21 protein-coding genes, 2 pseudogenes and 1 CRISPR repeat array are annotated in these 26,180 nt (G+C 72.3%); of the genes and pseudogenes, 12 read left to right on the top strand and 11 right to left on the bottom strand.

The window, feature by feature from the left end; all coding sequences use genetic code 11:
- Positions 1-4 precede the first annotated feature (4 nt).
- The 3 genes and pseudogenes from ACFV8H_RS15950 to ACFV8H_RS15940 all read left to right on the top strand — a co-directional run.
- Positions 5-2,431, top strand: a complete 2,427-nt coding sequence (locus ACFV8H_RS15950) for a ricin-type beta-trefoil lectin domain protein (RefSeq protein ID WP_380400091.1) — start codon at positions 5-7, stop codon at positions 2,429-2,431.
- A gap of 222 nt (positions 2,432-2,653) precedes the next feature.
- A complete protein-coding gene (locus tag ACFV8H_RS15945) occupies positions 2,654-4,198 on the top strand; it encodes an NCS1 family nucleobase:cation symporter-1 (RefSeq protein ID WP_380400089.1) in 1,545 nt (514 codons plus the stop codon).
- 18 nt (positions 4,199-4,216) lie between these two features.
- Positions 4,217-4,622 (top strand): annotated as a pseudogene (locus tag ACFV8H_RS15940) (IS200/IS605 family accessory protein TnpB-related protein); the annotation flags it as partial.
- Positions 4,623-5,107: 485 nt separating this feature from the next.
- A CRISPR array of direct repeats spans positions 5,108-6,358; the repeat unit is 29 nt; unit sequence CTCCTCCCCACGCTCGTGGGGGTCAGCCG.
- Between the two features lie 81 nt (positions 6,359-6,439).
- Here the strand turns inward: ACFV8H_RS15940 and ACFV8H_RS15935 are convergent.
- Together ACFV8H_RS15935 and ACFV8H_RS15930 are read right to left on the bottom strand one after the other, a co-directional pair.
- A pseudogene (locus tag ACFV8H_RS15935) lies at positions 6,440-7,811 on the bottom strand (transposase); the annotation flags it as partial.
- Entirely contained in the window at positions 7,811-8,596 is a 786-nt protein-coding gene (locus ACFV8H_RS15930; protein WP_380400087.1) for a dienelactone hydrolase family protein, read from the bottom strand. The gene ACFV8H_RS15930 and the pseudogene ACFV8H_RS15935, both read right to left, overlap by 1 nt.
- Positions 8,597-8,982: 386 nt before the next feature.
- Between ACFV8H_RS15930 and ACFV8H_RS15925 the strand changes: the two genes are divergently transcribed.
- Entirely contained in the window at positions 8,983-9,840 is an 858-nt protein-coding gene (locus ACFV8H_RS15925) for a hypothetical protein (protein ID WP_380400085.1), read from the top strand.
- A 206-nt stretch (positions 9,841-10,046) separates the two neighbouring features.
- On the opposite strand, the gene ACFV8H_RS15920 is transcribed toward ACFV8H_RS15925, so the two are convergent.
- The 4 genes from ACFV8H_RS15920 to ACFV8H_RS15905 all read right to left on the bottom strand — a co-directional run bounded on the left by ACFV8H_RS15920 (position 10,047) and on the right by ACFV8H_RS15905 (position 13,274).
- A complete protein-coding gene (locus tag ACFV8H_RS15920; protein ID WP_380400083.1) occupies positions 10,047-10,649 on the bottom strand; it encodes a CatB-related O-acetyltransferase in 603 nt (200 codons plus the stop codon).
- 445 nt (positions 10,650-11,094) lie between these two features.
- Complete coding sequence (locus ACFV8H_RS15915; protein ID WP_380400081.1) at positions 11,095-11,997, bottom strand: neutral zinc metallopeptidase; 903 nt, start codon at positions 11,995-11,997, stop codon at positions 11,095-11,097.
- Between the two features lie 271 nt (positions 11,998-12,268).
- On the bottom strand, positions 12,269-13,096 hold the full coding sequence (locus ACFV8H_RS15910; protein ID WP_380400079.1) for a helix-turn-helix transcriptional regulator: 828 nt from the start codon (positions 13,094-13,096) through the stop codon (positions 12,269-12,271).
- Positions 13,089-13,274, bottom strand: a complete 186-nt coding sequence (locus ACFV8H_RS15905; RefSeq protein WP_380400077.1) for an alpha/beta hydrolase — start codon at positions 13,272-13,274, stop codon at positions 13,089-13,091. The genes ACFV8H_RS15910 and ACFV8H_RS15905 overlap by 8 nt, the downstream gene beginning before the upstream one ends.
- A gap of 271 nt (positions 13,275-13,545) precedes the next feature.
- Here ACFV8H_RS15905 and ACFV8H_RS15900 point away from each other — a divergent pair, with 271 nt between their 5' ends.
- Positions 13,546-14,247, top strand: coding sequence for a class I SAM-dependent methyltransferase (locus ACFV8H_RS15900; RefSeq protein ID WP_380400075.1), 702 nt, complete (start codon positions 13,546-13,548; stop codon positions 14,245-14,247).
- 42 nt (positions 14,248-14,289) lie between these two features.
- On the opposite strand, the gene ACFV8H_RS15895 is transcribed toward ACFV8H_RS15900, so the two are convergent.
- Positions 14,290-14,871, bottom strand: coding sequence for a TetR/AcrR family transcriptional regulator (locus ACFV8H_RS15895; RefSeq protein WP_380400073.1), 582 nt, complete (start codon positions 14,869-14,871; stop codon positions 14,290-14,292).
- A 126-nt stretch (positions 14,872-14,997) separates the two neighbouring features.
- On the opposite strand from ACFV8H_RS15895, the gene ACFV8H_RS15890 reads away from it, so the two are divergent.
- The 5 genes from ACFV8H_RS15890 to ACFV8H_RS15870 all read left to right on the top strand — a co-directional run bounded on the left by ACFV8H_RS15890 (position 14,998) and on the right by ACFV8H_RS15870 (position 19,962).
- The gene (locus tag ACFV8H_RS15890) at positions 14,998-15,969 is read left to right on the top strand and encodes an NADP-dependent oxidoreductase (protein ID WP_380400234.1); all 972 of its coding nucleotides are present in this window, start codon (positions 14,998-15,000) and stop codon (positions 15,967-15,969) included.
- 161 nt (positions 15,970-16,130) lie between these two features.
- Entirely contained in the window at positions 16,131-17,108 is a 978-nt protein-coding gene (locus ACFV8H_RS15885; RefSeq protein ID WP_380400071.1) for a GlxA family transcriptional regulator, read from the top strand.
- A 1-nt stretch (position 17,109) separates the two neighbouring features.
- Complete coding sequence (locus ACFV8H_RS15880; protein ID WP_380400069.1) at positions 17,110-17,841, top strand: SDR family NAD(P)-dependent oxidoreductase; 732 nt, start codon at positions 17,110-17,112, stop codon at positions 17,839-17,841.
- A gap of 486 nt (positions 17,842-18,327) precedes the next feature.
- A complete protein-coding gene (locus ACFV8H_RS15875; protein WP_380400068.1) occupies positions 18,328-18,957 on the top strand; it encodes a hypothetical protein in 630 nt (209 codons plus the stop codon).
- Between the two features lie 138 nt (positions 18,958-19,095).
- Positions 19,096-19,962 carry an NAD-dependent epimerase/dehydratase family protein gene (locus tag ACFV8H_RS15870; RefSeq protein ID WP_380400066.1) on the top strand — a complete coding sequence of 289 codons (867 nt, stop codon included), beginning with the start codon at positions 19,096-19,098 and terminating at the stop codon, positions 19,960-19,962.
- Positions 19,963-19,990: 28 nt separating this feature from the next.
- Here the strand turns inward: ACFV8H_RS15870 and ACFV8H_RS15865 are convergent, their stop codons facing one another.
- The 4 genes from ACFV8H_RS15865 to ACFV8H_RS15850 all read right to left on the bottom strand — a co-directional run bounded on the left by ACFV8H_RS15865 (position 19,991) and on the right by ACFV8H_RS15850 (position 24,906).
- The gene (locus tag ACFV8H_RS15865) at positions 19,991-20,782 is read right to left on the bottom strand and encodes a maleylpyruvate isomerase family mycothiol-dependent enzyme (RefSeq protein ID WP_380400064.1); all 792 of its coding nucleotides are present in this window, start codon (positions 20,780-20,782) and stop codon (positions 19,991-19,993) included.
- A 97-nt stretch (positions 20,783-20,879) separates the two neighbouring features.
- Positions 20,880-22,997, bottom strand: a complete 2,118-nt coding sequence (gene fusA, locus ACFV8H_RS15860) for an elongation factor G (RefSeq protein WP_380400062.1) — start codon at positions 22,995-22,997, stop codon at positions 20,880-20,882.
- Positions 22,998-23,348: 351 nt separating this feature from the next.
- Positions 23,349-23,897 carry a hemerythrin domain-containing protein gene (locus ACFV8H_RS15855; protein ID WP_380400060.1) on the bottom strand — a complete coding sequence of 183 codons (549 nt, stop codon included), beginning with the start codon at positions 23,895-23,897 and terminating at the stop codon, positions 23,349-23,351.
- A gap of 46 nt (positions 23,898-23,943) precedes the next feature.
- The gene (locus ACFV8H_RS15850) at positions 23,944-24,906 is read right to left on the bottom strand and encodes a DMT family transporter (RefSeq protein WP_380400058.1); all 963 of its coding nucleotides are present in this window, start codon (positions 24,904-24,906) and stop codon (positions 23,944-23,946) included.
- Positions 24,907-24,954: 48 nt separating this feature from the next.
- On the opposite strand from ACFV8H_RS15850, the gene ACFV8H_RS15845 reads away from it, so the two are divergent.
- Together ACFV8H_RS15845 and ACFV8H_RS15840 are read left to right on the top strand one after the other, a co-directional pair.
- Positions 24,955-25,551, top strand: coding sequence for a MarR family winged helix-turn-helix transcriptional regulator (locus tag ACFV8H_RS15845; protein WP_380400056.1), 597 nt, complete (start codon positions 24,955-24,957; stop codon positions 25,549-25,551).
- Between the two features lie 3 nt (positions 25,552-25,554).
- Complete coding sequence (locus tag ACFV8H_RS15840; protein ID WP_380400054.1) at positions 25,555-26,091, top strand: DUF6328 family protein; 537 nt, start codon at positions 25,555-25,557, stop codon at positions 26,089-26,091.
- Positions 26,092-26,180 lie beyond the last annotated feature (89 nt).

Below are 26,180 nucleotides of genomic sequence, written 5' to 3'. Positions count from 1 at the left end.
TCAGGTGAACCGACCCACCACCCCACGCGGACGCCACCGCGCGTCCAGCCGCACCGCGGGAGTCCTCGTCGCGGGCCTGACGGCCGTAGCCGCCGCCGTCACGCCCGCCGCGCTCTCGCACGCGGCCACGGCGACCACCCTGTACGTCTCGCCGACCGGCAGCGGGAGCACCTGCTCCGCCGCCGCCCCCTGCTCCCTGGCCCAGGCGAAGTCCGCCGTGCAGGCCGCCAACTCCGCCATGACCGGCGACATCGTGGTGCAACTGGCCGGCGGGACCTACCGGTTGAGCGCACCGCTGACCTTCGGCGCCGCGGACTCCGGCAGCAACGGCCACCAGGTGGTCTGGCAGGCCGCGCTGGGCGCGAGCCCGGTGCTGTCGGGCGGACAGCAGGTGACCGGCTGGACCCTCAAGGACTCCGCGAACAACATCTACGCCGCGCCGGTAGCGGCCGGCAGCGACTCGCGGCAGCTCTTCGTCGACGGGGCGCTCGCGCCCCGGGCCGCGATCCCGATCTCGCGCAGCGACGTGAACATCACCGCCACCGGGATGACCATCGTCAACCCGGCGCTGAACTACCTGGCCACGCTGCCGCAGCAGAACCGGATCGAGGTGGAGAGCCAGAACTCCTTCACCGACCGCATCGCCCCGGTGCAGTCCATCAGCGGCGCCACCGTCACCATGCAGCAGCCCGCCTGGAACAACAACAACTGGGGCTACGACACCCTCGCCAAGCCCTTCGCCGGCGGGGCGCTGCAGCTGGAGAACTCGTACGCGTTCCTCAAGTCCGCCGGGCAGTGGTACCTGGACCCGCAGGCGGGCCAGCTGTACTACAAGGCGCCCGCGGGCTGGCAGGCCGGCGCCCACGACATCGAACTGCCTCGCCTGACCTCCCTGCTGCAGATCGGCGGCAGCAGCTACAGCAAGCCCGCGCACGACATCGCCTTCCAGGGCATCGCCTTCCAGCACACCACCTGGCTGCAGCCCGGCACCAACCTCGGCTACGCCGACCAGCAGAGCGGGGCGATCCTGGCGGGCACCTTCAACCAGCCCGCGGACTTCATGACCTCCTGCCAGTCGGGCTGCAAGCTGTTCGAGGCCGCCCGCAACAACTGGAGCCAGGTGCCGGCGGCCGTGCAGGTCTCGGCGGCCTCCGCGATCACCTTCTCCGGGAACTCCTTCACCCACCTGGGCCAGGTCGCCCTCGGCATCGGCAACGACGCCAACGCCCACGCCTCCGGCGTCGGCCTGGGTGCCTCGGACATCACTGTCTCGGGCAACACGTTCACCGACGACTCCGGGGCGGGCATCGTGGTCGGCGGTGTGCGGCCGGACGCCCACCACCCGTCCGACCCGGCGATGACGGTCCAGAACATCACCATCCAGTCCAACCTGGTCACCGACGTCGCCAAGGACTACAAGGACATGGCCGGGATCCTCTCGACCTACGTCACCCACGCCGTCATCACCCACAACGAGGTCGCGAACCTCGCCTACGACGGCATCGACGCCGGCTGGGGCTGGGGGGCCAACGACGCCGGCGGCAGCCAGGACTACCGCGACCGCGGCCTCTACGACTACCAGCCGGTCTACAGCACGGCGACGACCCTGAAGAACACCGTCATCAGCTACAACAAGGTGCACGGCACCAAGAAGGTGTTCCACGACGGCGGCAGCATCTACACGCTGTCCGCGAACCCCGGCACGAGCATCGACCACAACTACGTCTACGACAACAAGAACACCGTCGGGCTCTACCTGGACGAGGGCTCGCGCAGCGAGACCCTCAGCAGCAACGTCATCCAGGACTCCGGCGTGTGGGCCTTCACCAACGCCGGCGCCACCAACAACACCAACGACAGCACCTTCTCCGGCAACTGGTACAACGGCGGCGCCACCCAGGTCGCCACCGGGGCCCCGCACAACAACGTCCTCACCGGCAACGTCCAGGTCAGCGGCACCAACTGGCCCGCCGGGGCGCAGCAGGTGATCGCGGCGGCGGGCGTGACGTCCGCCGGCGGCGGTACCGGCGGCGGTACCGGCGGGGCGCTGCACGCCGTGGGGGCGGGCAAGTGCCTGGACGTGGCGGGCGCGTCGACCTCCCCCGGGGCCCAGGCCCAGATCTGGGGCTGCACAGGGGCGGCCAACCAGCTCTTCACCCGGACGTCGGCCGGGGAGTTGGCGGTCTACAGCGGGACGGCGCGGCTGTGCCTGGACGCCTACGACAAGGGGACGGCCAACGGCACCAAGGTCGTGGTCTGGACGTGCAACGGGCAGTCGAACCAGCAGTGGGCGTTCAACGCGGACGGGAGTGTGACCGGGGTCCAGTCCGGGCTGTGCCTGGACGTGGCGGGCGCTGCCACCGGTGACGGCACGGCCGTCCAGCTGTGGGCGTGCAACCGGCAGTCCAACCAGCAGTGGTCGCCGTCCTGAGGGGTTGACCGACGGGTGCCCCGGTGCCGGCGGGCACCGGGGCACCTTGTTCCGCCATGCGGAACGGTGCTTCCGGAGTTGATGTGCCGCTTACGTCGGCGGTATCAGGGGGAAACGCGCGGCCCGTTCCCTGTATGCCATCTGGCACCTGGTCCGGCACCCGGGACTGCCACCTCGACGGAGCGAGCGTGCCGCCGCGGGGCGCGGCGGCAAGGAGACAGCATGGCAGCGGAAGCGGGCGCAGCCCCCACCTCGGCCCCGGCAGCGGCCCCGGGCACGATCCCGGGCTCGGTCCTGGCGCGGTACTCGCCGCGCCTGTACAACGAGGACCTGGCCCCCACCATCGAGCGCAGGTGGGGGGCATTCAGCATCTTCAACGTGTGGACCTCGGACGTCCACAGCCTCTACGGCTACTTCCTGGCCGCCAGCCTGTTCCTGGCCGCCGGTGACGCCTTCAGGTTCGTCATCGGGATCGGCGTCGGCTCGCTGGTGATCTACTGGCTGATGACGCTGATCGGCAGGGCGGGGGTGCGCACCGGGGTGCCGTACCCGGTGCTCGCGCGGGCCTCCTTCGGCACGTTCGGCGCGAACGTGCCGGCGCTGGTGCGGGCCGTGGTCGCGACGTTCTGGTACGGGGCGCAGACCAGCGCGGCGGCCGGCGCGATCGTCGCGTTCCTCACCCGGTACGGCGGCCCGCGGCACTTCCACGCGAGCACCCACCTACTGGGGCACAGCGGCCTGGAGGTGGTGTGCTTCCTGGGGGTGTGGGCAGCGCAGCTGCTGGTCATCAGCAAGGGGATGGAGACGGTGCGGCGCTTCCAGGACTTCGCCGGGCCGCTCGTCTGGGTGATGATGCTGGTGCTGGCCGTCGCCCTGTCGGTCAAGGCAGGCGCGCTGTCCTTCTCGGTCGACATGCCCGCCGCCGACCTCGCCGCGCTCGCCAAGAGCGCGACCGGGCTGGACGTGGTGCCGGGCTCGTTCGCCGCGATCGCGGCGATCGCGGCGACGTGGATCACCTACTTCGCGGCCCTCGTCCTCAACTTCGGCGACTTCGCGCGCTTCGTGCCCGACGAGAAGACGCTGCGCAAGGGGAACCTGTGGGGGCTGCCGGTCAACCTGGTCCTGTTCTCCTTCGTGGCCGCCCTGACCACCGCGGCCGCCGGCAAGGTCTACGGCCAGGTGATCCTCGAACCCGCCAAGATCTCCGCCCGGTTCGACAGCGTCTTCCTCGTCCTGCTGGCCGCGCTGACCTTCGCGGTCGCGACCCTGGGCATCAACGTGGTCGCGAACTTCGTCAGCCCGGCGTTCGACTTCGCCAACGTCGCCCCGAAGTACGTCGACTTCCGGCGCTGGGGCCTGATCGCCGCCGGGATCTCGCTGCTGCTCTACCCCCTGCACCCCTGGGACAGCGCGCCGAGCTTCGTCAACGCCATCGGCGCGACCATGGGCCCGATCTTCGGGGTGGTCATCGTGGACTACTACCTGATCCGCCGGGCCCGCGTCGACGTCCCGGCGCTCTACCGGGAGGACGGCGAGTTCCGCTTCCAGGGCGGCTGGAACGTGCGGGCCTTCGCGGCCGCCGCCGTCGGCGCGGTCTTCTCCAGCCTGCTGCCGGTGTACGGGCCGGCGGGCTACGGCGCGGCGCTCGGGCCGTACACCTGGTTCATCGGGGTCGGCGTGGCCGGGGTGCTGTACTTCGCGGTGAGCGGGGGCCGGAGCCGGATCCTGCCGGAAGTCCCCACCGAGGCGGCATGCGAGACGGCCTGACCCGGGGCGGCCTGAACGGGCGAATCGGGCAAGCGCTTTGGGAACGAGACGATCCGGGTCACCCCGCAGGGCGAGGTGTCGATCAAGCTGCCTGCCCCGCTCGCCGGGCACGCCAACGCCGCCAACGGCCGGTACGTCCTGGCCGCGAGGGTGGCGTTCCCGCACCGGGGCGAGGAATGGCGGGACCGGATCGAGGGCACCCGGGCGGTCGCGTACCGCATCCACCTGGATGTGGGGCGGAGCCGCTGGTACCTGGACGCCTCGTGGACTCGCCCGGTGGTGCGGACGATGCCGCTGGAGGCGGCCCGCGCGGCCGGGACGGTCGGCGTGGACACCAACGCCGACCACTTCGCCGCCTGGCACCTCGACCACGGTCGGCGCCCCCCACCGGTTCCCCTACGACCTGACCGGCACCGCAAGCCACTCCTCCCCGCACGAGCAGGGGTCAGCCGCTCGCCGAGGCTCTTTACGAGGTGGAAAGCACCTCCTCCCCGCACCCGCGGGGGTCAGCCACCGTGACTCAAGCGACTCCAAACGCTCGACGCCTCCTCCCGGCACAAGCGGGGGGCACCCGGCGTCCCTGGACGCTCTCCGGACAGCGTCCCACTCCTCCCATGCCCATGGGGGTCACCCGGCCGGTGGCGCGGCCCACCCGGACGCTGCCAGCTCCTCCCCACGCCCGCGGAGGTCAGCCTCCTTTGCGACGTTCGGCACGTCGTGGGTGAGCTCCTCCCTGCAAGGGCGGGCCTCGGGAAGACCAGCCACACCCCGGCGAGGAACCACCGACAGGTGACACGATGAACACAGACCTTTGACACCTCAACAGACCACCAGCAGCCATCCCTCTCGCCAACCATCCAAACTGGTCAAGAAACGGCAAAGGCGCTGCTGCGCCGCAGGTCGGAAAGCCTCCTCCCCACGCTCGTGGGGGTCAGCCGCCTGCTTCTGTGGAGTGGGTCCCCGAGCGGGTCTCCTCCCCACGCTCGTGGGGGTCAGCCGGCGCACGAGTTCGCCGGGTGGGTGACCGGCGGCTCCTCCCCACGCTCGTGGGGGTCAGCCGCTGATCCCGCACTTCTGGCACCGGGTGTACCCCTCCTCCCCACGCTCGTGGGGGTCAGCCGCTTCACCGACGCTTGGCACGCGGCCAACTGCACTCCTCCCCACGCTCGTGGGGGTCAGCCGTTGAGCGGCACCGTGCCCGGCCAGCGCCGCGACTCCTCCCCACGCTCGTGGGGGTCAGCCGCCAGCGCGGCGCGGACCTTCTGCGGTTGGTACCTCCTCCCCACGCTCGTGGGGGTCAGCCGTTCCTCGCGTTCACCGTCGCCAACGCCGTCGCCTCCTCCCCACGCTCGTGGGGGTCAGCCGCAGACCCGCAAGACCACCACCACGAGGAAGACCTCCTCCCCACGCTCGTGGGGGTCAGCCGCCACTGGGTCGCGTACTCACCGAAGTTCACCTCTCCTCCCCACGCTCGTGGGGGTCAGCCGGGGATCCCGACGGTCGGAGCGACGTACGTGCCCTCCTCCCCACGCTCGTGGGGGTCAGCCGCTCCAACCGGCCGGCCCTGCCTCCGGGTTCCGCTCCTCCCCACGCTCGTGGGGGTCAGCCGCCTGCTTCTGTGGAGTGGGTCCCCGAGCGGGTCTCCTCCCCACGCTCGTGGGGGTCAGCCGTCCCTCGTCCAGATCGTCCAGGCGTGCCTGCTCTCCTCCCCACGCTCGTGGGGGTCAGCCGTCCTGGGAGAGGAGTTCGGCGGCGACGGCCGCCTCCTCCCCACGCTCGTGGGGGTCAGCCGCGCCCGGCCGGGGGAACAACCGGCGCGTGCCCCTCCTCCCCACGCTCGTGGGGGTCAGCCGCAGAGTTCCGCACGAAGCGGCTCAATCAGTGGCTCCTCCCCACGCTCGTGGGGGTCAGCCGATCGCCGCCGCTGTCCAGGCCGCCGTCGGTCCCTCCTCCCTACGCTCGTGGGGGTCAGCCGACGCTGTACGGCTCGGGTGAGGTCTCCTGCGGCTCCTCCCCACGCCCCTGGGGGTCAGCCATGAGACCGTACGGAGCCACCAAATCAAAGGAGCTCCTCCCCCACCCACGTGGGGGTCACCCGCCCTGCTTGGTCAAGCAAAAAATTCAGCTTCTCCTCCTCCCCACGCCCGTGGGGGTCAGCCACCGAGCGGTCGGCTGGCCCGCTCTTGAGCTTGTGATTTGTCCGGCGCGGCCCAGTTTGGTGCCGACCTTGTGGTGGGCCGGTCTGCGGTGGGGCTCGCCGGTGGCCCGGAGCGGGCCCACGTCGTAGCGGGTCGCGGGGCGGCGGTTCTTCGAGCCGGGTGGGCGTCCGGGGCCGGGCCGGGAGGGTTTCGGCACTTCGGCCGGCGTTGAGGTTCGGGCGTGCAAGTGTCGGAACCCGCGGCGGACCCGGGCGGGGGTGAGCTTGTTCGGTTCGGCCGGCTTCTCCCATGGGTGTCGTAGGTCGATGGCGAGCGGTCGGGCGAGGCGGAGTTGGGTGTGGGTAACGACGATCGGCCAGGTCCGGCGGTCCGCCGCTTCGACGTCTCGCAGCATCGGGGCGGTCCAGCCGAGCGTCTGCTTGATCATCCTGAGGAAGTGCTCGATGTCGAACCGTCGCAGGAAGGTCTGCCAGGCCAGGGCTGTGTCCGTCGGAGTGGCTGCGGGGCGTGAGCACCACAGCCACAGCGGCTTGGGGTCACCGCCGCTGGGCAGGTGGTCGACCTGGAGGCGGATCACGGTGCCCTCGATGGCCGGGAGCCGGCCGGGGTGGTCCTGCCAGGCGGCGTGCTGCTGCAGTTCGGGGTGGAGCGGTCCTGGCGTCCTTGAGGATGAACTCGCCGCCGTGCTCGGGCGGCCGCCCGCCGGCCGGATTGGCGAGGGCGGACTCCGCACGGGTCGGCGCCGGGCGCCGCATCACCCGGTCCGAACGGAGGCGTCCCAGGATCTCCACGGGCAGGTCGCGCAGCAGGTAAGCCAGGCACATCACGTAGTAACCGGCGTCTGCCACGATCCACACCGACGGGTCGCCCGGGCTCCACTGACCGGCGGCGACCAAGCGCTCGATCAGGTCCCGCAGCTGTGCGGCGGTGACCGCGGCGAGGTCGTCGCCCGGCCGTAGCCGGACGGCGTCCAGCAGGGCGACCCACGAGGTCCGGCCCGATTCCAGGGCGACGACCCACGAGCAGGGCCGGCCCGGGATCATCAGGTGCTTGCTCTCGCCCCGACCGCAGGTGTGGCAGAACGAGCGGGCATCGCTGGTGGCGGCGTCGGGCCCAAGCCAGGGCGAGACGTCCACCGCCAGGACCAGGCGGCCGTCGGCGGCCCGCGGCAGTAGCAGTAGCAGTGGCAGGCCAACCGATGCGGTCCGCAGCCGCTCGACGTCCAGGCATCCCTTGTTCAGCGCGCCGTACAGGGCTCCGTGGCCGCGCCGGTGTTCGGGTGCGAGTGCCAGGCCGACCAGGGTCTTCACCGGCCCGTCGGTGCACAGCACCGCGTCGGTGAGCTCGAACAGCGCGTCACGCCGTCCGGTCAGGCAGTCGTAGAAGACCCCTCGGAAGCGTGACAGTTGCGCGAACGGCTCGCACTGCACGCCCTGTTCCACCGGAGTCACCATCACGGCGTTCGCGTCAAGTCCTGTATCTCTTGGCCGAGTTCAGGATCACATGAAGGCCGTACCGCCGTCACGGGCAGGCACTCGGCGAGCAGGTTGACGACGTCGCGCCAGGCTCGCTGTGCGTGCTCTGGGTGGTAGCCGACGCCGGGGACCGTGGGGTGGTCGACCGGGGGGTGGTGGAAGGCGTGCAAGGCGCCGCCGTAGACCGTGAGGCGCCAGTCGACGCCTGCGGCCTGCATCTCGGCGGTGAACGCGTTCCATTGCGCGGGCGGCATGATCGGGTCCTGCGACCCGACCCCGGCCCACACCGGGCAGCGAATGCGCGCCGCCTCGCCCGGCCGGCCCGTGGTCAGTGCGTTGACTGTCCCGATCGCGCGCAGGTTGGCGCCGGCGCGCCCGAGTTCCAGCCCGACGGCGCCCCCGGTGCCGTAGCCGACGGCGGCGATCCGGTCGGGGTCGGTCCGCGGTTCGATGCGCAGCACGTCGAGCGCGGCATGGCCGATGCCCCGCATCCGGTCCGGATCGGCGAGCAGCGGTATGCACCGGGCCAGCATCTCCTCGGGGGCGCCCAGATAGCGCCCGCCGTGAAGGTCGAAGGCCAGCGTTGTGTATCCCAGCTCGGCGAGAGCGTCGGCCCGGCGGCGCTCGACGTCGCTGAGCCCCATGCCCTCCGGTCCGAGCAGCACCGCGGGCCGGCGGTCGACACCCGCCGGGAGAGCAAGGTGGCCGATCATCGTCAAACCGTCCGCCGGGTACTCGACCGTGCGCGTCGTAATCGTCCCCATGGGACTGGACTGTAGTGATCGTCGAGCCCGGTCCGGCCGCTGTTCTGCCGCCGGCAGAACAGCACGCGCCTCCCTCTGGAACACGGGGCCGGACTCAGGGCTTCACGATCATTGCGCTGCCCCTGCGGCGCGTATCGCGATCACACCCCCGGCAGCCGTGCCACCGTCCCAGGAGCACCGGACGAGTGATCACCGGGCCCGCCTGTTCGAAGCCGGACGTTCAACGTCAAGTTGAGTACCTGTGTCCGAACCTCCGCCACAGTTGGGCGGCCTGCGGCCCCGTTTCTCGGGCTGTGCCGAGAGGAACCCGTCTCGCGGAACCGCGTGAAGAAGGCGTGCCGTACTCCCCGCGTATCCGTGAGGAACTGTCGAGTGGAGAACCTGCCATGGGGATACGGCTGTTGGTCCTCGGGGCACTGGCAGGACTGATACCGGTTCGCGACCAGGTTTCCATTTCCACCGGACCAATCGACTGGCCGCCGGCCGCCGTCACCGGCCTTCCCATCCTGCTCGTGCTGCTCGCGATGGCTTGCTGGAGGGCGCGTGCGGCGCTGTTCGCAGCAGCCGGTCTCGCAGCGGGGTCTGTTGCCGGCCTGTTCGTGGCGACAGACGGGAGGCTCTTCGTCCAGATCGGGATCTCCCTCGCCGTGATGCCTCCAGCGTTCAGGAGGAAGGACAGGGATCGGCACGCAGGGACGGTCGACCGGGCCGTGGAGCGTGAACGCGCGAAGCATCCGGCGAACCGCATCAGCGTGGACCGCATCGAGCAGCAGAGGATGCTGGACCAGTTCCGGCAGGCGGACTTCCCAAGCGACTACATCACTCACGTCGGCGTCGCCCTGTCCTCCAAGGCCCCGGCTCGCCGGCCGGACGGGCCGGATTTCAGCGGCACCGCGATGAACGCTTGCGTCGGGGTGATGGCTTCCATGAAGGCCGGCGTGGAACTCGTGGGGGAACAGGACTTCGTGCAGGCACTCACGGTGGTCATGGCGGGCTTCCGGCTTCTCGCCGGAGTGGCTGGGGCGTCCGGTCCGCTCCCGTACACGGACATCTTCCTCATGCGTACGAAGGAAGCTGTCAGCCTGCTGGAGGCCCGCGGGCCAGCCGAACCAGCCGAACCGGCCGAACCGGCCGAACCGGCCGAGCGTTTCAGAACTGCTCGGGATCTGGTCGTCCCGTATCACACTCAGGCCGGCCACACGCTCATCGAGCCCCTGCCTGGAATGGCTCGCCTTTCATACTGACCTTCAACGACCAGCGGTCAGTGGTGCGGCAGCCGCGCAGGTCCACGAAGCGGCGGCCACGACGGTGAGCACCCCCCTCGGCCGCGCCGGCCGCGTTCAGTGCGTGAGCGGGAACCACCGAGGGGACCTGTGAGTGGCTCGATCGGGTGGCCCGCGGGCGCGGCAGGCGTGCGACGCGCGGTCGACACCGACTCGTCCACCGTGTCTCAGGCAGGAGCCCGGTCGTGGTCGTATCGGCGGGCCGACAGTTCGAGAGCGGTGATGTCGGACGCGCAGAGCACGGCGCGCAGGGCCGTGAACTTGTCCTCGGTCCAGGTGTAGACGCCCAGAGCCAGGAGGCGGTCAACGGTGTCCGGGTCGAAACGGGTACCGACGGGGACGGCGCGACTGCCCGCGACGACCGTGTACGGCGCGACGTCGCGCGTGACGACGGCCTGTGCGGCGACGACGGCGCCTTCACCGATGGTGACGCCAGGCATGATCATGGCGCGCATGCCGATCCAGGCACCGTCCCCGATCACGGTGTCCCCCTTGTGCCGGTAGGCGTCGACGGCGTTGCCGGGGAAGGGGTAGAGACTGAACCAGTCGGTACGGTGGGTCTGGTTGCCGCCCATCAGGATCACGGCCTCGGCGGCGATGCAGACGTAGTCGCCGATGTGAAGCTGGTCGACGGGCCGGGGCGGCTCCCACGAAGCCACGCTCACCGCGTCACCGTAGAGGTAGCGCACCACCGACTGCTCGAAGCCCTCGCTCCAGGCGTCACTGTAGTAACTGTGCGTGCCCCGCACATGGATGTTCGGATTGGTCACCGCCTCGTGCAGGTACTGCGGACGCGACCAGTGCCGGCCCCCGGAAGATGTACCCACGCCCGCCCCGCCTCCAAGGAAGTCCACTGCCCGCCCGACCGGACCCCGACCACACCGCCGGGACCGGGACACCTCCACAGCATGACGGCCAACCGGCCCAACCCCTCCCATTACCCCGACCACGGCATGTCCCAGATCACCCCGTCCCGCGATGCGCCCGGCCACGGCCACGGAGCGTTCACACCCAGGTAGCCGCGGACCTCTCCCGGCCCGAACCGGTCGATGAACTCCCGGTAGTCCGCGGGAAGCCCAGGGTGATGCGGAAACAGCGCACGCCCACGCCATGGACAGCCCACGCCCGCAAAGCACTCATCAAACAAAGGACGACGGTCGAACAGGCGATGGTCAAGCAGGGGAAAGCGGACCGTGGTCAAGCGGGGGTGGTGGGTCAGATCCTGCCGGAGAAGGTGTCGCACTGGGTCATGTCACCACCGCGGTAGCCGGTCGTGAACCACGCCTTGCGCTGCGCGGAGGAACCATGCGTCCACGCCTCCGGATTGATCCTCCCCGTCGCCTGCTTCTGGATCCGGTCATCACCCACCGCCGCCGCCGCGTCCAGACCCTGCGCGATGTCCTGATCCGTCAGCACCGAGACCAACGGACGCCCCGTCGAAGCCTGCGGCACCGTCGTCGCATGGTGCGCCCACACCCCCGCGTAGCAGTCCGCCTGCAACTCCAGCCGCACCGAAGCGCTGTCCGCACCCTGCCGATCGTTGCCGACCTTCTGCATCGTGCCCAGCAGGTTCTGCAGATGGTGCCCGTACTCGTGCGCCACCACGTACGACTCCGCGAACGGACCGCCCTTCGCACCGAAACGCGTCGACAACTCGTCGAAGAACCCCAGATCGAAATACGCCATCCGATCCCCCGGACAGTAGAACGGACCCACCGCCGACGTCGCCGGACCGCACGCCGTGGAGACCCGGTTGGTGAACAGCACCGTCTGGGCGGGCTTGTACGCCACCCTCGTACGCGCCGGCAACTCCGCACCCCAGAACTCCTGAAGACTGTTGGTCACCGCCGTGATCCGACAGTCCTGACGCTTGTTCGCATCCACACCCTTCTTGCACGACTCACGCACCTCACTGTCCGTCCGCACCCCAGCAGCAGAGGACCCGCTGCCACCGCCGTCGGACAGGCCCAGCAGCTGCGGGTCGACCCCCAGGACGACCGCGAACAGCACCGCGATCAGACCCACCACCCCACCACCGATGGCGACCTTCCCACCCGGAACACCCCGCCGGTCATCCACCTGCGAAGTGTCGAGATCACCCTCGTCATCGAACTGCATCGCCCTGCCTGCCCGCTTCTGTCGAACCACCGATACACCGCCACGCCGAGATGTCGACCTGTCGCCGTGTCGCCTCGGTGACACACCGTCCCCGACCCACCCAGCCTACGGGGCACCGCACCCCACACACGGCAACTGCAACAGCACGCGAGCCAAGCCACACCCGCCCGCAGCGCACCAACCGGCCCCACCGACCGACCGACGGCACAACACGGCACGGCACGGCAGACGACCAGGCGGGCAGTCGCACGGCACGACGGACGCCCGGGCGTTACACCCCGGCGCCGACCACCCGAAGCAGTTCCAGCCGCGACGCGCTCTCACTGCCCACGGCGGCCGTGTGCACCAACAGCAACTGATCCTCACCCCCCGCCGCCAACACCTCGCACTCCAGCACCAACTCCCCCACCACCGGATGACACACCCGCTTGACCCCACTCCGCCGCAACGCCACCTCATGACGCTCCCAGTAGCCCGCGAACTCCTCCCCCGTCGCCAGGAGTTCGGCAAGCAACCCGGCCACCCGCCGATCACCCGGACGGGCCGCGTGCGCCGCGCGCAGGCCCGCGGCGTGGGCGCGGGCCAGGGCCTCGTGGTCCTCCGGCGGGAAGAGCGCCCGGCTCGCCGGGTCGGTGAACCAGCGCAGCAGCAGGTTGCGCCGACCAGAACCACCGGCGTCCCCGAACACCGCCGCCGCCATCGCGTTCTGCGCCAGCACATCCCCCACATCCGAGACCACCTGCGCGGGCACATCGTGCAGACGATCCAGGATCAGCAGCAGTCCGGGGCGCACATGCGCCAACACCCCATGCCGACGCGGCGGCACATGACCCGCCAGATGGAACAAGTGGTCGCGCTCGTCCTCCCCCAGACGCAACGCCCGCCCCAACGCCACCAACAACTGCGGCGACGGCTGCGGACCACGCCCCTGCTCAAGACGCGCGTAATAATCCACCGACAACCCCGCCAACAACGCCACCTCCTCCCGACGCAACCCGGGCGTACGACGCCGGGAACCGGACGGCAAACCGACGTCAGCAGGGGCCAGCCGGGCACGAGAACGACTGAGGAAATCAGCAAGAGCAACACGATCAACCATGAACCCCAGCATGACCCACACCCGACACAACACACAGGCGCGCACCGGGAATCGCGGCGGCAACGGCGCGCGCGGACGCCGCCCGCACCAGCGGATCACACCCACCCTGCAACACCAAGGTCGGTGCAGTGGACGGGATCCGACACCCCGCACCCCGTGTACGGCAGGCCCAATCCATTGATCCGGCCCCTGACGCCAGATCGCCGACACGATCACCATGACGAAGCAGAACAGGATGAACGCCACCGGCACGACGCAGGTCAGTGTGAGCCGGAGGCCCTCCCAGAACTGCGCCCGTCGACCCTCCCGGGTGTCGGTCCGCCACAGCGGGGGAATGTCGATCCGACCCTCGACGATGTCGGGCGCCGCCCGGCGCACATCCTCGGCCCGGTAGGTGGACCAGCCCGGCGCGGAGTCGTACATCCTCGACAGGCCCTAGGGTCGTCCCCATGCCCGAATCCTCGTCAGCCTCGCAATCCCTGTCGTCCCCATCGTCCCTGTCGTCCCTGTCGTACCTGAGCACGACCGCCGACGCCTACGACGCCCTGGCCGAGCGCTACGCCGACCACGTCAAGGACGGCCTGGCCCGCCTGCCGCTGGACCGCTCCTTCGTCGCCGCCTTCGCCGACCTGGTCCGCGAGAACGTCGCCAACGCCTCCGGCTCCGCCCCGATGGTGGCAGACCTGGGCTGCGGGCCGGGCTACCTGACGGCGGCGCTGCGGGAGTGGGGCCTGGACGCGTTCGGCGTCGATCTCTCCCCCGCCCTCGTCGCCATCGCCCGCCGCACCTACCCCCACCTGCGCTTCGAGGTCGGTTCGATGGACGCGCTGCGGGCGGGTGACGGGGAACTGGACGGCGTGGTGTCCTGGTACTCGCTGATCCACACCCCGCCGCGGCAACTACCCTCCTACCTGGCGGAGTTCCGCCGCGTGCTGGCCCCGGGCGGGTACGCGCTGCTGGGCTTCTTCGAGTCCGAGGACGACCCGGTGACGGCCTTCGACCACAAGGTCACCACTGCCTACCGCTGGCCCGTCGACCACCTCGCCGCTCTCGCCCACGACGCCGGCCTCGCCGAGAACGCCCGCCTGCTGCGCGCCCCCGGCGAAGGCGAACGCTTCCGCCACGGCCGCCTCCTGCTGCGCGCCGTCTAGGACCGACCCGGCAGGCGGTAGGCAGTAGGCGGTGGCACGCCCTCAGCGCGGCCTGAGGCCGTCCATGAGCAGGTCGAGCAGGCGTCGGGCCTGGGCAGGTTCTCCGGACCTGGCGGCGACGGCGAGCATGCCGAGGATTCCGGCGGAGACGTCGTCGGCGCGGGCATCGGCGCGGATGTCCCCAGCGGTGGCGCCGGCGTCGAGGATCGTGGTGATGGCCGACAGGAGCTCCTGTCGGGTGTGGGCGAGGGAGATGTCGCCGGCATCGATCATGGCGAGCAGGGTGTCGGTCATGCCGTGCTTGGTGGCCTGCCAGTCCGCGAACAGGTCCATCCACCGGCGCAGCGCCTGCGCGGGCGGGTGACTGGCGAGCAACTCGCTTGCCCCGGCCGTCAGTCGGACGACCTGGTCCTGATAGACGGCGTCGACGAGCGCTTCCCGGGTCGGGAAGTGGCGGAAGAGGGTGGCGACGCCGACGCCTGCCTGTCGAGCGATGGCGCGCATCGACGGCTCGGTGTCGGAGGTGGCGAAGGCGCGGGTGGCGGCCGCGAGCACGGTCTCGCGGTTGCGCGCGGCGTCGGCGCGCAGCTGCTGGTGGGCTGCCGGGGGCGGTTCGGTGGCCATGTCTAAGCGGATCACGTTCCATTTGAGTCGGTCCTGGGGGTAGTCTAGGCCCGGGATAAACGGAACGCGTTCCGATTGGCTTCTGGAGGAGACCTCATGGCCCAACCCGCTTCCGCGCCGGGCACCATGCGCACGGTGCGCTTCCACGAGAACGGCGAGCCCGGCGACGTCCTGCGCCTGGAGACCGCCCCTGTGCCCGAACCGGGACCCGGCCGCATCCGTGTCGCCGTGCACGCGTGCGGACTGGCCCCGGCCGACTGGGCGCTGTGCCGCGGGCTCTTCCCCGGGAGCCTGCCGCGCGGCATCGGCTGCGACGTCTCGGGCACCGTCGAGGCCGTCGGTGCCGACGTCACGGACGTGGCCGTCGGCGACCGCGTGTTCGGCACCGCCGACTTCGCCGGTCAGCCGAGCGCCGGAGCGGCGGACCGCGCCGTGCTGGACCACTGGTTCCTCGTGCCCGAGGGCCTCGACCTCACCCGGGCCGCCGCGCTCCCGATGGCACTGAGCACCGCGTCCTGGCACCTCGCGCGGCTCGGCCTGGCCGCGGACCGCACGATCCTGGTCAACGGCGCCGGAACCACCATCGGCTACGCGGCCGTGCAGATCGCCCTCGTCCGCGGGGCGCGGGTGATCGCGACCGCCGGGGAGACCTACACCGAGCAGTTGCGCGACCTCGGAGCCACGGTGACCGGCTACGGCGAAGGCCTGGCCGAGCGGGTCAAGGCCCTCGGCCTCGGCCAGGTCGACCTCGCCTTCGACACCGCACCGCCGGGCGGTGCCCTGCCCGAACTCGTCGAGATCGTCGGCGGCGATCCCCAGCATGTGCTGACTTGCTCCGACCTCGCCGCAGCGCCGGAGATCGGGGTGCGCGACACCTTCCACGAAGACCCCGCGAAGCGGACCGACGACGAGCTCTTCGGCGTCTTCCCCGAGTTCGCCCAACTGGCCGCCGAAGGCAGGTTCACCGTGCCGATTGCCGCAACCTTCCCCCTCGCCGACTGGCGCAAGGCCCTTGAGATCAGCCTGACCGGGCGCGCCCGCGGGAAGCTCCTGCTCCTGCCCGCCGCCGACGCCGCCGTCGACGCCGACGCCGATTAGGTAACCGGAGAGACCACCCTGGCTCGGGGCCTTCAACGACGCATCAGCCGATACGGCCTCGCACACGGCGGGACGCGCATGGCGGGGCACGCGGGGCGTGGCGCGATCCGTGGGGTGCTCGTCGTTGACGCCATCGACGCCGCTCGGACAGCCTGGCAGGCATGCGTCAGGTGGTGTTCGTGGTGTTCGAGGGATTCCAGTCGGTCGACCTGGTCGGCCCCCATGCGGTGTTCCATTACGCGCAGGAGGCGGTCGGCGGCTACGACTGCCCGGTGGTGGCCCCCCGCGCCGGCGCGGTCCGCTCCTCCAGCGGGCTGACGATGCACGCCACCCACGGGATCGCGGACCTCACCCCCGAAGGACTGGACACCCTGGTCGTGATCGGCGGCCCCGGCGTCAACGACGCGCGCGACGACCCCGCCCTGGTCGCCTGGATCACCGCGGCCGCGGCCGGCGCCCGCCGGGTCGCCTCGGTGTGCAGCGGCGCGCTGCTCCTGGCCGCCACCGGCTTCCTCGCCGGACGGCGGGTCACCACCCATTGGGCCCGCGAGCGCCAACTCGCCCAGGAGCACCCCGAACTGACCGTGGACTGCGACCCGATCTTCATCCGGGACGGCCCCGTGTGGACCTCCGCCGGCGTCAGCGCCGGCATGGACCTCGCACTCGCCCTCGTGGAGGACGACCACGGGCCGGAGCTCGCCCTGGCGGCAGCCCGCGAGATGGTGCTGTACCTGCGCCGGCCCGGCAACCAGTCACAGTTCAGCGTCCCCCTGTGGTCGGCGCAGCCGACCAGCGGGCCCGTACGGACAGCCGTACGGGCCATCCAGGACGACCCCGGCGGGCGGCACGGCCTCGCAGAGCTGGCCGCCCGGGCCGGTCTCAGCCCCCGGCACCTGCAGCGGCGCTTCGCCGCGGAAGTCGGCACGGGACCGGCCGCCTACGTCGAACGCGTACGGATGGAAGCGGCCCGACGGGCCCTCACCGAGACCGACGAACCGGTCGCCGCACTCGCCCGCCGCCTGGGCTTCGGCACCGCCGAGACCATGCGCCGCACCTTCCACCGCCACCTCGGCATCGCCCCCGACCACTACCGCGAACGCTTCGGCCGCTCGAACACCCACACACCCTTGGGGGACTGACATGAAGACACAGCTCGTCACCGTGGTCACCGGCGGAAGCCGCGGCATCGGCGCGGCGATCTGCCGGCGCCTCGCAGGCGAGGGCCACGACATCGTCCTCGGCTACCACACGGACGGCGCCGCCGCCGAGGCGGTCGCGGCGCAGGTCCGTGACCGCGGCCGCACCTGCCTGACCGTACGGGCCGACACCGCCGAGGAGGCGGACGTCGAGCACCTCTTCGACCGGGCCGCACAGCTCGGCCCCCTCACCGCCCTGGTCAACAACGCCGGGACCAGCGGCCCCAACGGACCATTGGCCGAAGCCGACCCGGCCGGGATCCGCCGCGCCCTGGACATCAACATCCTCGGATACCTGCTGTGCGCCTGCCGCGCCGTCCAGGACATGGCACGTACGGGCGGCGGAGCGATCGTCAACATCTCCTCCGCCGCGGCCACCCTCGGCAGCCCCGGACAGTACGTCCACTACGCCGCCGCCAAAGCCGCCGTCGACAGCATGACCGTCGGACTGTCGAAAGAAGTCGCCGGACAGGGCATCCGCGTCAACACCGTCGCCCCCGGCACCATCTGGACCGACTTCCACCAGGACCCCCAACGCCCCGCCAAAGCCGCCGCCAACATCCCCCTCGGCCGCGCGGGCCAGCCGGAGGAAATCGCCGCGGCCGTCTCCTGGCTGCTGTCGCAGGACGCCTCGTACACGACCGGAGCGATCCTCCGAGTAGCCGGCGGACTCTAACCTGAACCCGACACCCAGGGGGCCCGAAGAGCCCTTCGCGGTCGTCTTCCACGCTCAAGGCGTCAGCGTCCACGTCCACAGCGGTCATTGGGCCGTGGTCGCGGATCAGTCGGGCGCCGAGCTGGAGTGCGGCCACCAGCGCCCCCTCGCGGAATTCCGCGCCTGGACCCAGTCGGCCGAAGCCGCCGCCGAACGAACCGCCGGATCACCCACGCTCCGCGACATGACCCGTCAGCACGCCGATCACATGCGCCAGGCACTCGCCCGAGCCGAGACCGCCGCGCGAGGGGACCGACAAAGCCTCACTCCGGGCACACGCCCAGCCGACGGTTGAACGGCGTGTGAAGGCTCACAGGAAACATCCGGGGCGGGTCCGCAGGCGCCGCCGACCGGACGAGGGGGCCTCGCGCGGCGGCGGGGCGGCGGAGCCGGCGCCGGGGTGCGGCCGGACACTGGTGGGCCCGGACGCCAGGCAGGAGAAACCCCATGGACGAGCGCAGCCTCCCCCACCTCCCGGGCCGCCCGGACCCCGGCGGGAGCCGGCCGGGCGGCGGGCAGGCCGGGGTGCTGGGCACGGCGCTGGCCGGGGTGCTGGCGGCCGCACTCGCCTCGGGGTCGTGGCAGTGGTTCTCCACCTACCTCGGCCTGACCCTGCTCGCCGTGGTCTTCGCCTTCGCCGACCCGCCGCTGCGCACAACCCGTGCGCCCGGTAAGCCCGGTGCGCCCGGGGCGGGGTTCGGTCGCCTGCGGTCGCTGGCGGCCTACTCGCTGGTCGTCGGCCTGTGCGCGGCCCTCGTCCTGGCCCCGGCGATGCAGCGCTGGGCCTGGCTGCTGCCGATGCCGGGCACCCGCGCCGAGTGCGCGCGCCTGGGCGACTACGCGGCGCTGAACGCGCGGGCCGCCCTCGGCGCGCTCGCCGACCAGGGCACCGGCGCGCTGGCCTCCGCGCAACGCACCCAGGGCCGGGTCGCCGTGAACGACTGCCTGGCCTCGACGACGACGCTGTGGCTGCCGGTGTACGCGTCGGCGGCGGCGGTCCTGACCGCCCTCGCCGTCCACCTCGCGGGCCGCACCCGCACTCCGCGCACACCAGAGCGGGGTGCGGAACAACGGTGACAGGGTCCGGACGACGCCCGTGCGGGCGCCCAACCAGGGATCGGGAATCCCTGGATCAGTGGGTCTCTGTCGGCGGCCGGGCGGGGCGGGCAAGCTGGTGCACGTCGGAGAGCAGAACTCCTGTGAGGGGAAGCAAGCATGACGAAGATCCTGGTGACGGGGGCGACCGGTTCGGTGGGGCAGCGTCTGGTGCCGCGCCTGGCGCGGTGGGCCGGGGCCGAGGGTGGCTCGGTGCGGGTGCTGGTGCGGGACGCAGCCAAGGCGCAGGCGCTGGGGCTGGGGCTGGACGGGGTGGAGACGGTGGTCGGGGACGTGTGCGAACCCGCCGACCGGGCAAGGGCGTTGGCGGACGTCGACGTGGTGCTGAACGTGGCGGCGGCGCTGCGCGGGGTGCCGGACGAGCAGGCGTGGGCGGTCAACCGGGACGCGGCGATCGCGCTGGGCCGGGAGGCCGCGAAGGCCGGGGTGGCGAGGTTCGTGCACACCAGCACCAACCTGGTGTACGGGCGGGGGCTGGGCCGCCCGGCCGTGGAGGAGGACCGGCTGGCGCCCGACCCGGCGTGGGGGGTGTACGCGCAGTCCAAGGCGCAGGCCGAGGCGGGACTGCGCGAGCTGGCGGACGAACTGCCGCTGGTGGTGGCCCGGTTGGCGTTCGTGTACGGGGAGGGCGATCCGCACCTGGCGCAGTCGCTGCACTGGGCCGCGTCCTGGCCGGCCCACCAGCGGCTGGCGGTGGTGCACCACGCGGACGTGGCGCAGGCGCTGTGGCGGGCGGTGGTGACCCCGGGGATCGAGGGCCGCACCTACAACGTGTCGGACGACGCGCCGTTGACCGCCTGGGACCTGCATGTCCTCAACGGCCGTACCCACCCCGGCACTTCGGCGTCGGAGGCGGAGTTCGACCCGTGGGAGGGGCAGGTGTTGACCGCGGCCGCCCGCCGGGACCTGGGCTGGCGTCCGCTGTTCCCGTCGGCGTGGGCGGCGGCGCAGGCCGGGACACTGTAGCCACCGCCCACCCCGGGCCGACCAGCGGTTACGCGCTCGGGTCCCAGTCGATGAGCTGCTGGAAGATCCGCCGGTCGCCGTCGATGTTCATGGCGTCCAGCGAGAAGCGGCCGTAGCAGAAGAGGACCAGCTCGGAGGCGCTGCCACGGGCGGAGACATCCGCAGGTGTGGCGGCGGCCCCGGTCGGAAGATCGGTCAGGATCTCGACCTGGACGCCGTCGGCGCCCAGGTGCAGGCGCCAGGAGCGGCCCTCGGTGGCGTGGTAGTCGATGACCGCCGGGGTGTGCGGCCAGGCGACGGGGGTGGCGACGCAGGTGAACTGGAACTCCTCGACGCCGTCGAGCGCGACCTCCTCGGGAAGCATCTCGGCTGCGCCGTTGGCGAGTTGGGCGTCGTAGGTGTGCACCGCGCTCTCCTGGACCCGGTGGCGGGCGACGCCGCCGGCGCTCTGCGGGGTCTGCGAGCCGGGCCACCACGTCCAGCAGTCGGCCTCGGCACCGACGGCGCGCAGGGTGTCCAGCAGCTGCTGGGTGGAGTCGGCCAGCCAGGCCGTCAGGGCGTCGCGCTCGCGGGGTGCGACGATGGCGGCGCGTGCGGCGACGGCCTCGGCGGGGGGTCCGTCGGCGGGGCCGGCGGCGACGATCGCGGCCCAGAAGCGGTCTCCGCTGCCCAGGTGCCGGGCCAGGTCGTGGAGCGTCCACTCGGGGCAGCTGGGGACCTTGGCGTCGAGGTCGGGGGCGGCGGCGATCGCGGCGCGGAAGGCGGCGGAGCGGTCGTCGATCAGACGCAGCAGGTCAGGGAAGTCCGGGTTCGTATGCACCCGGGAGTTCTACCACCGTGCGGCGACGGCGGACCAGCGGTTTTCCCGGGAGGCCGGGGCCCGGCCCTCCCCCGGGTGGGGAGGGCCGGGCCGCGCCTCAGCGGGCCGCCCGGCCGGCCGCAGGGGCTGCGGGGGCCGCGAGCGCCGAAGCCGCCGCGGGCGCCGGGGCGTAGCCGGCCGGCCGGGTGGTGAAGGTGCCGCGCCCCTGGGTACGGCCGCGCAGGCGGCCCGCGTAGCCGAAGAGTTCGGCCAGCGGTACGAGGGCGTCGACCTGGGCGGTGCCACCCGGGCCGGGCCGGGTGCCCTGAACAGTGGCGCGGCGGGCGGCGAGGTCGCCCAGGACGGTGCCGAGCGCATCCTCGGGCACGGTGACGCTCACCTGCGCGAGGGGTTCGAGCAGGTGGAGCCGGGATGCGCGCAGCGCCTCGCGCAGGCCCTGACGGGCGGCGGTACGGAAGGCGAGTTCGGAGGAGTCCTTGGGGTGGGTGAGGCCGTCGGTGAGCGTGACCGCGACGCCGGTGACCGGGTGGCCGCCGAGCGGGCCCTCGGCGAGGGCGTCGCGGCAGCCGGCCTCCACGGCCTGGACGTACTCGCGCGGGACGCGCCCGCCGGTGACGGTGGAGGTGAAGGTGAAGGCCTCGTCGGCGGGGGCCAGGTCGAGGACGATGTGGGCGAACTGGCCGGACCCGCCGTCCTGTTTGGCGTGCCGGTGGGTGAAGCCGGTGACGCCTTCGACCAGCGCCTCGCGCAGCGCGACGCGGGGGCGGCCGACGACGGCCTCCACGCCGGCGTCGCGGCGTACCTTCTCCACGGCGACCTCCAGGTGCAGTTCGCCCAGGCCGGACAGGGTGCGCTGGCCGGTTTCGGGGTCGGTGGCCAGGCGCAGCGAGGGGTCCTCGTCGGTGAGGCGGGCCAGGGCGGCGGTGAGCTTGTCCGTGTCGGCGCTGCGGCGGGCCTCGACGGCGACGGTGACGACGGGTTCGGCGCTCACGGGTGCCTCCAGGAGGATCGGGTGGTCGGGGTCGCACAGGGTGGCGCCGACGCGGGTGTGCTTGGGGCCGATGACGGCGACGATGTCGCCGGCCAGGGCGTGGTCGGTCTCGGTGTGGCGGTCGGCCTGGACGCGCAGGATGCGGGCGATGCGCTCGGTGCGGCCGGTGGCGGCGTCGAGCAGGGTGGCGCCCTTGTGCAGGGTGCCGGCGTACAGGCGCAGGTAGGTGAGGCGGCCGGTGGGCGCGGTGGTGACCTTGAACGCGAGGGCGGTGACGGGCTGCCCCGGGTCGGGGAGGCGCTGTTGGGAGCCGTCGGCGGCGGTCACGGGCGGGGTGTCCAGGGGTGAGGGAAGGTAGGCGAGGGCGGCGTCCAGGAGGGGTTCGACACCGCGGTTGCGGTAGGCGGAGCCGGCCAGGACGACCACGGCCTCGCCGGTGCGGGTGAGGGCGCGCAGGGCGGTGGTGAGGGTGTCGGTGCCGAGGGTGGCGTGGGTGCAGAACTCCTCCAGGGCCCGGGGGTCGAGTTCGGCCACGGCTTCCTCCAGGGCGTGTCGGCGGGCGGCGGTCTCGGCCGCGAGGTGGTCGGGGACGGGGCCGTCCGTCAGGGTGCCGTCCTCGTCCCAGGTGAGGGCGCGCAGGCGGACGAGGTCGACGAGGCCGGTGAAGGCCTCCTCGGTGCCGATGGGCAGGTGGACGACGAGCGGGTGGGGGTGCAGGCGTTCGCGGATGGAGGCGACGGCGGCGTCGAGGTCGGCTCCGGCACGGTCGAGCTTGTTGACGAAGGCGATCCGGGGCACGCCGTGGCGTTCGGCCTGGCGCCACACGGATTCGCTCTGCGGCTCGACGCCCGCGACGGCGTCGAAGACGGCGACGGCGCCGTCCAGGACGCGCAGGCTGCGTTCGACCTCGTCGGCGAAGTCGACGTGGCCGGGGGTGTCGATGAGGTTGATCCGGTGCCCGGCCCAGGCGCAGCTGACGGCGGCGGCGAAGATGGTGATGCCGCGGTCGCGTTCCTGGGGGTCGAAGTCGGTGACGGTGGTGCCGTTGTGGACCTCGCCGCGCTTGTGGGTGCTACCGGTGAGGTAGAGGATCCGTTCGGTGAGGGTGGTCTTGCCGGCGTCGACATGGGCGAGGATGCCGAGGTTGCGGACGGCGGCGATCGCGGCGGTGCCGATGGTGGTGGTGCTGGTAGTGGTGCTGGTGGTGGTGGTGTCGGTGCGCATGGCCCGGTGCCTTTCGAGGCGGTGCTACGGGTGGAAGCGCGATTGGCACAGTGCTGCCGCTGAGTTCTGACGCTCCATCAGATCACTGACGAGGATGGCCCCTTGATGAGTTTCTACGGGCGTGCTCAGACGGTGACGGCACTGTTCCGGTGCCGGCCGCGCAGCGGGCACCGGAAGGGCGAGGACACCAGGATCACCTCGTACCGCGAGGCGGGAGAGGGGACGGCGGCGCTGTGCTTCGGCATGGCCGTCCCGCCCCCTCTCCGATTGCTGTCGTCACGGTCGGCCGCGCACTCGAGGCGCGGCTGCGGGGCGAGTCTAGGGAGGGCGGGCTCGCGTCGGCGAGGGGTTTTACGGTGCGCGGAAGCGCAGGACCGGCCCCGACCAGTCCTCGCGGCCATCGACTCCGGCGTCCAGAGCGGCGCCGATGGCGCGTTCCTCGTAGGCGAAGTGCGACTCCATGATGGCGGCGAGGCCGTCGAGTTCGCGTCCGACGGCCTCCAGGTCCGTGGCCCGTACGGCCTGTTCGGCGAGGTCACGGACCCGGGCGAGGATGTGGGTGATGAGGTCGTGGTCCTCGGCGAGTTTGGCGACGGTGGGGGCGAGGTCGGGCCGCTCGCGCACCAGGGCGGTGAACAGGCCCTGGCCCTCGCCCTGGTGATGGTTGGTCAGGGCAGCGCAGAAGGCGAGGCAGTGGGCGCCCAGGGAGCCGTCGGAGGGGAAATCGTCAGACACGGAGCCCTCTGGCGGGGTCCGACGAGCCAGCCCCGCGCGGAGGTTGGCCAGACGGCGGCGCAACTCGTTGTGCGCCTGGGAGAGTTGGAGACTGAGCGCGGCCGTTCGGCCGGGCGTGTGCGGGGAGGCCACGAGCGGGCGGTCCCTTCGGTTGCGCACCTCCATACCTGGCGCAGTCCGCCACCGGCACGCGATGCTGCCCGTCATCCGATCACGTACCGCGCCGTCGCGGCAAGCCCTCCCCCTGCCCCGCCGCCCCGGCCGAGGTCGTGGGAGTGGTCGGTGCGGCGCCCGGGGCCGCGTCCGGGGCCGCGTCCGGGGCGGCCGCGCGGGTACGGGGGCGCCCGAGCAGGATCCCGGCGGCCACCAGCGCCAGGCCCGCCCCCTGCCGCAGCCCCAATGCGTCACCGTCCAGGGCGGTACCCAGCAGCACCCCGGCCAGCGGGTTGAGCAGTCCGAGCAGGCCGACGGTGCCGGCCGGCAGGTGCCGCAGGCCCGCGAACCAGCAGGCGAAGGCCAGCGCGGTGGCCACCAGGGTGACGTAGCCGAAGGCCAGCAGGGTACGGCCCGAGAGCGCCGGCGGGGCCCCCTCGGCGAGGACGGCCGGAGGGAGCAGCAGCAGGCCGCCGGCCGTCAGCTGCCAGGCGGTGGCGGCCAGCGGGTCGGCGCCCTCGCGCCAGCGGGCGGCCAGGACGTAGCCGACGCAGGAGACCAGCATCGCGCCCGCCGAGGCCGCCAGCCCCCTCCCGTCGGGCATCCCGTCGCCGCCGAGGACGGTGAGCGCCACCCCACCCAGGCCGATCACCGCCCCGGCCAGGTGGGCGCGGTGCGGGTGCTGGCCGGCCAGTACTCGGGCGGTGAGCAGCATGGCCAGCGGGGAGGCGGCCATGACGGTGGCGGCGGTGCTGGTGGGCAGCAACTGGGAGGCGAGGTAGAGCAGGACGAAGAAGACGGCGGTGTTGAGCAGGCCGAGCACGGCGCTGCGCCACCACCAGGGGCCGCGGGGGCGGCGGCGGGCGAGGGCGAGCAGCAGCAGTCCGGCGGGCAGAGCGCGCAGGGCGGCGCCCCACAGGGGCCGGTCGGCGGGCAGGTAGGCATGGGTGACCCAGTAGTTGGTGCCCCAGGCGAGGGGGGCGAGGGCGGTCAGCAGGACCCACCGGGTATTGGCTTCCATGGAAGACACTATAGCTTCCCTGGAAGCTACTGGGGGTAGGATGGGCCCATGGACCCCACGGAGCACGCCGATCACGCCGACCACGTCGCCCTCATCCAGGCCCAGTGGCACCGCGAACGCCCCGACCTCGACGTCTCCCCGCTGGCCGTGATCGGGCGCCTGCACCGCCTCGCCGACCGCCTCACCGCCGAACTCACCCTCGTCTTCCAGCGCTACGGGCTGAGCGAGGGCGAGTTCGACGTGCTCGCCGCGCTGCGCCGCACCGGCACCCCCTACGAGCGCGCCCCCGGGGAGCTCGCCGCCCACACCATGGTCACCACCGGCGCGATGACCAAGCGGATCGACCGCCTGGAACGCGCCGGCCTGGTCACCCGCCGCCCCGCCGAGGACGACCGGCGCGGGCGCGTGGTCGCCCTCACCGACGCCGGGGTGCGCCTGATCGACGAGGCGTTCACCGCCCACCTGCGCAACGAGCACCGCCTGCTCGCCCACCTCGCCCCCGAGGAGGCCGCCGCCCTCCAGGCCCTGCTCACCGCCTGGCACCGGCGCCTGGACGCCCCCGGAACGCCGGGGCCCGGCACGACCACTCCGACTGCTCCCGGCCGGCTCCGACTCCGGCTCCGGCTCCGGCCGCGCACAATGTGACGCATGAGCACCCCTCCCCCGCCCGGCCCCGACCCCGACCCCGGCCGCCCCGACGAGTCCTCACCCCCGCCGCCGGGCTGGGAGAACCCGGCCGTACGGGCCGACCGACGCCTGGTCGAACTGCTCCAGGAACTACGGGTGCTGCAGACCGGCGTCCAGATCGTCTTCGCGTTCCTGCTCGGCGTCGCCTTCACCCCGCGCTTCTCCGAACTCTCGGACGCCCAGCAGGACATCTACGTCACCACCCTGCTGCTGACCGTCGTAGCCGCCGCCGTCCTGGCCACCCCCGTCGCCCTGCACCGCGGCCTCTACCGCCACCCCGGCAAGGCCCGCATCGTCGACGTCTCCGCCCGCATCGCCCAGTACGGCCTGCTGCTGCTCGCCAGCGCCCTGACCGGCGCCGTGCTACTGGTCCTGGACGTCGTCCTCGGCCCGGCGCCGGCCGTCGCCATCACCGCCGTCATCGCGCTGATCTTCGCCACCCTCTGGTTCGCCCTGCCGTGGGCGGTGCGCCGCGCCGCCACCCGCGAGCAGCCCTGACGGGCCCTGTCGCCGACGGGCCCTGCCGCCCCCGCCCGGGCCTCCGGGCCCGTTGGCCGCCGCCCGCGTGCCCGTAGCGAGTACGGGCA

This window comes from Kitasatospora sp. NPDC059827, from assembly GCF_042731675.1.
Lineage (GTDB): Bacteria > Actinomycetota > Actinomycetes > Streptomycetales > Streptomycetaceae > Kitasatospora.
Note: the sequence above shows the minus strand (reverse complement) of the source record. Positions and strands in the feature narration are given on the sequence as shown.

What these genes read in the sequence shown, in the direction of transcription:
- ACFV8H_RS15945 (WP_380400089.1), top strand. Translation starts at nt 2,654, where the DNA reads ATGGCAGCGGAAGCGGGCGCAGCCCCCACCTCGGCCCCGGCAGCGGCC.
- ACFV8H_RS15930 (WP_380400087.1), bottom strand. Translation starts at nt 8,596, where the DNA reads ATGGGGACGATTACGACGCGCACGGTCGAGTACCCGGCGGACGGTTTG.
- ACFV8H_RS15925 (WP_380400085.1), top strand. Translation starts at nt 8,983, where the DNA reads ATGGGGATACGGCTGTTGGTCCTCGGGGCACTGGCAGGACTGATACCG.
- ACFV8H_RS15915 (WP_380400081.1), bottom strand. Translation starts at nt 11,997, where the DNA reads ATGCAGTTCGATGACGAGGGTGATCTCGACACTTCGCAGGTGGATGAC.
- ACFV8H_RS15910 (WP_380400079.1), bottom strand. Translation starts at nt 13,096, where the DNA reads ATGGTTGATCGTGTTGCTCTTGCTGATTTCCTCAGTCGTTCTCGTGCC.
- ACFV8H_RS15905 (WP_380400077.1), bottom strand. Translation starts at nt 13,274, where the DNA reads ATGGATTGGGCCTGCCGTACACGGGGTGCGGGGTGTCGGATCCCGTCC.
- ACFV8H_RS15900 (WP_380400075.1), top strand. Translation starts at nt 13,546, where the DNA reads ATGCCCGAATCCTCGTCAGCCTCGCAATCCCTGTCGTCCCCATCGTCC.
- ACFV8H_RS15895 (WP_380400073.1), bottom strand. Translation starts at nt 14,871, where the DNA reads ATGGCCACCGAACCGCCCCCGGCAGCCCACCAGCAGCTGCGCGCCGAC.
- ACFV8H_RS15890 (WP_380400234.1), top strand. Translation starts at nt 14,998, where the DNA reads ATGCGCACGGTGCGCTTCCACGAGAACGGCGAGCCCGGCGACGTCCTG.
- ACFV8H_RS15885 (WP_380400071.1), top strand. Translation starts at nt 16,131, where the DNA reads ATGCGTCAGGTGGTGTTCGTGGTGTTCGAGGGATTCCAGTCGGTCGAC.
- ACFV8H_RS15880 (WP_380400069.1), top strand. Translation starts at nt 17,110, where the DNA reads ATGAAGACACAGCTCGTCACCGTGGTCACCGGCGGAAGCCGCGGCATC.
- ACFV8H_RS15875 (WP_380400068.1), top strand. Translation starts at nt 18,328, where the DNA reads ATGGACGAGCGCAGCCTCCCCCACCTCCCGGGCCGCCCGGACCCCGGC.
- ACFV8H_RS15870 (WP_380400066.1), top strand. Translation starts at nt 19,096, where the DNA reads ATGACGAAGATCCTGGTGACGGGGGCGACCGGTTCGGTGGGGCAGCGT.
- fusA (WP_380400062.1), bottom strand. Translation starts at nt 22,997, where the DNA reads ATGCGCACCGACACCACCACCACCAGCACCACTACCAGCACCACCACC.
- ACFV8H_RS15855 (WP_380400060.1), bottom strand. Translation starts at nt 23,897, where the DNA reads ATGGAGGTGCGCAACCGAAGGGACCGCCCGCTCGTGGCCTCCCCGCAC.
- ACFV8H_RS15850 (WP_380400058.1), bottom strand. Translation starts at nt 24,906, where the DNA reads ATGGAAGCCAATACCCGGTGGGTCCTGCTGACCGCCCTCGCCCCCCTC.
- ACFV8H_RS15845 (WP_380400056.1), top strand. Translation starts at nt 24,955, where the DNA reads ATGGACCCCACGGAGCACGCCGATCACGCCGACCACGTCGCCCTCATC.
- ACFV8H_RS15840 (WP_380400054.1), top strand. Translation starts at nt 25,555, where the DNA reads ATGAGCACCCCTCCCCCGCCCGGCCCCGACCCCGACCCCGGCCGCCCC.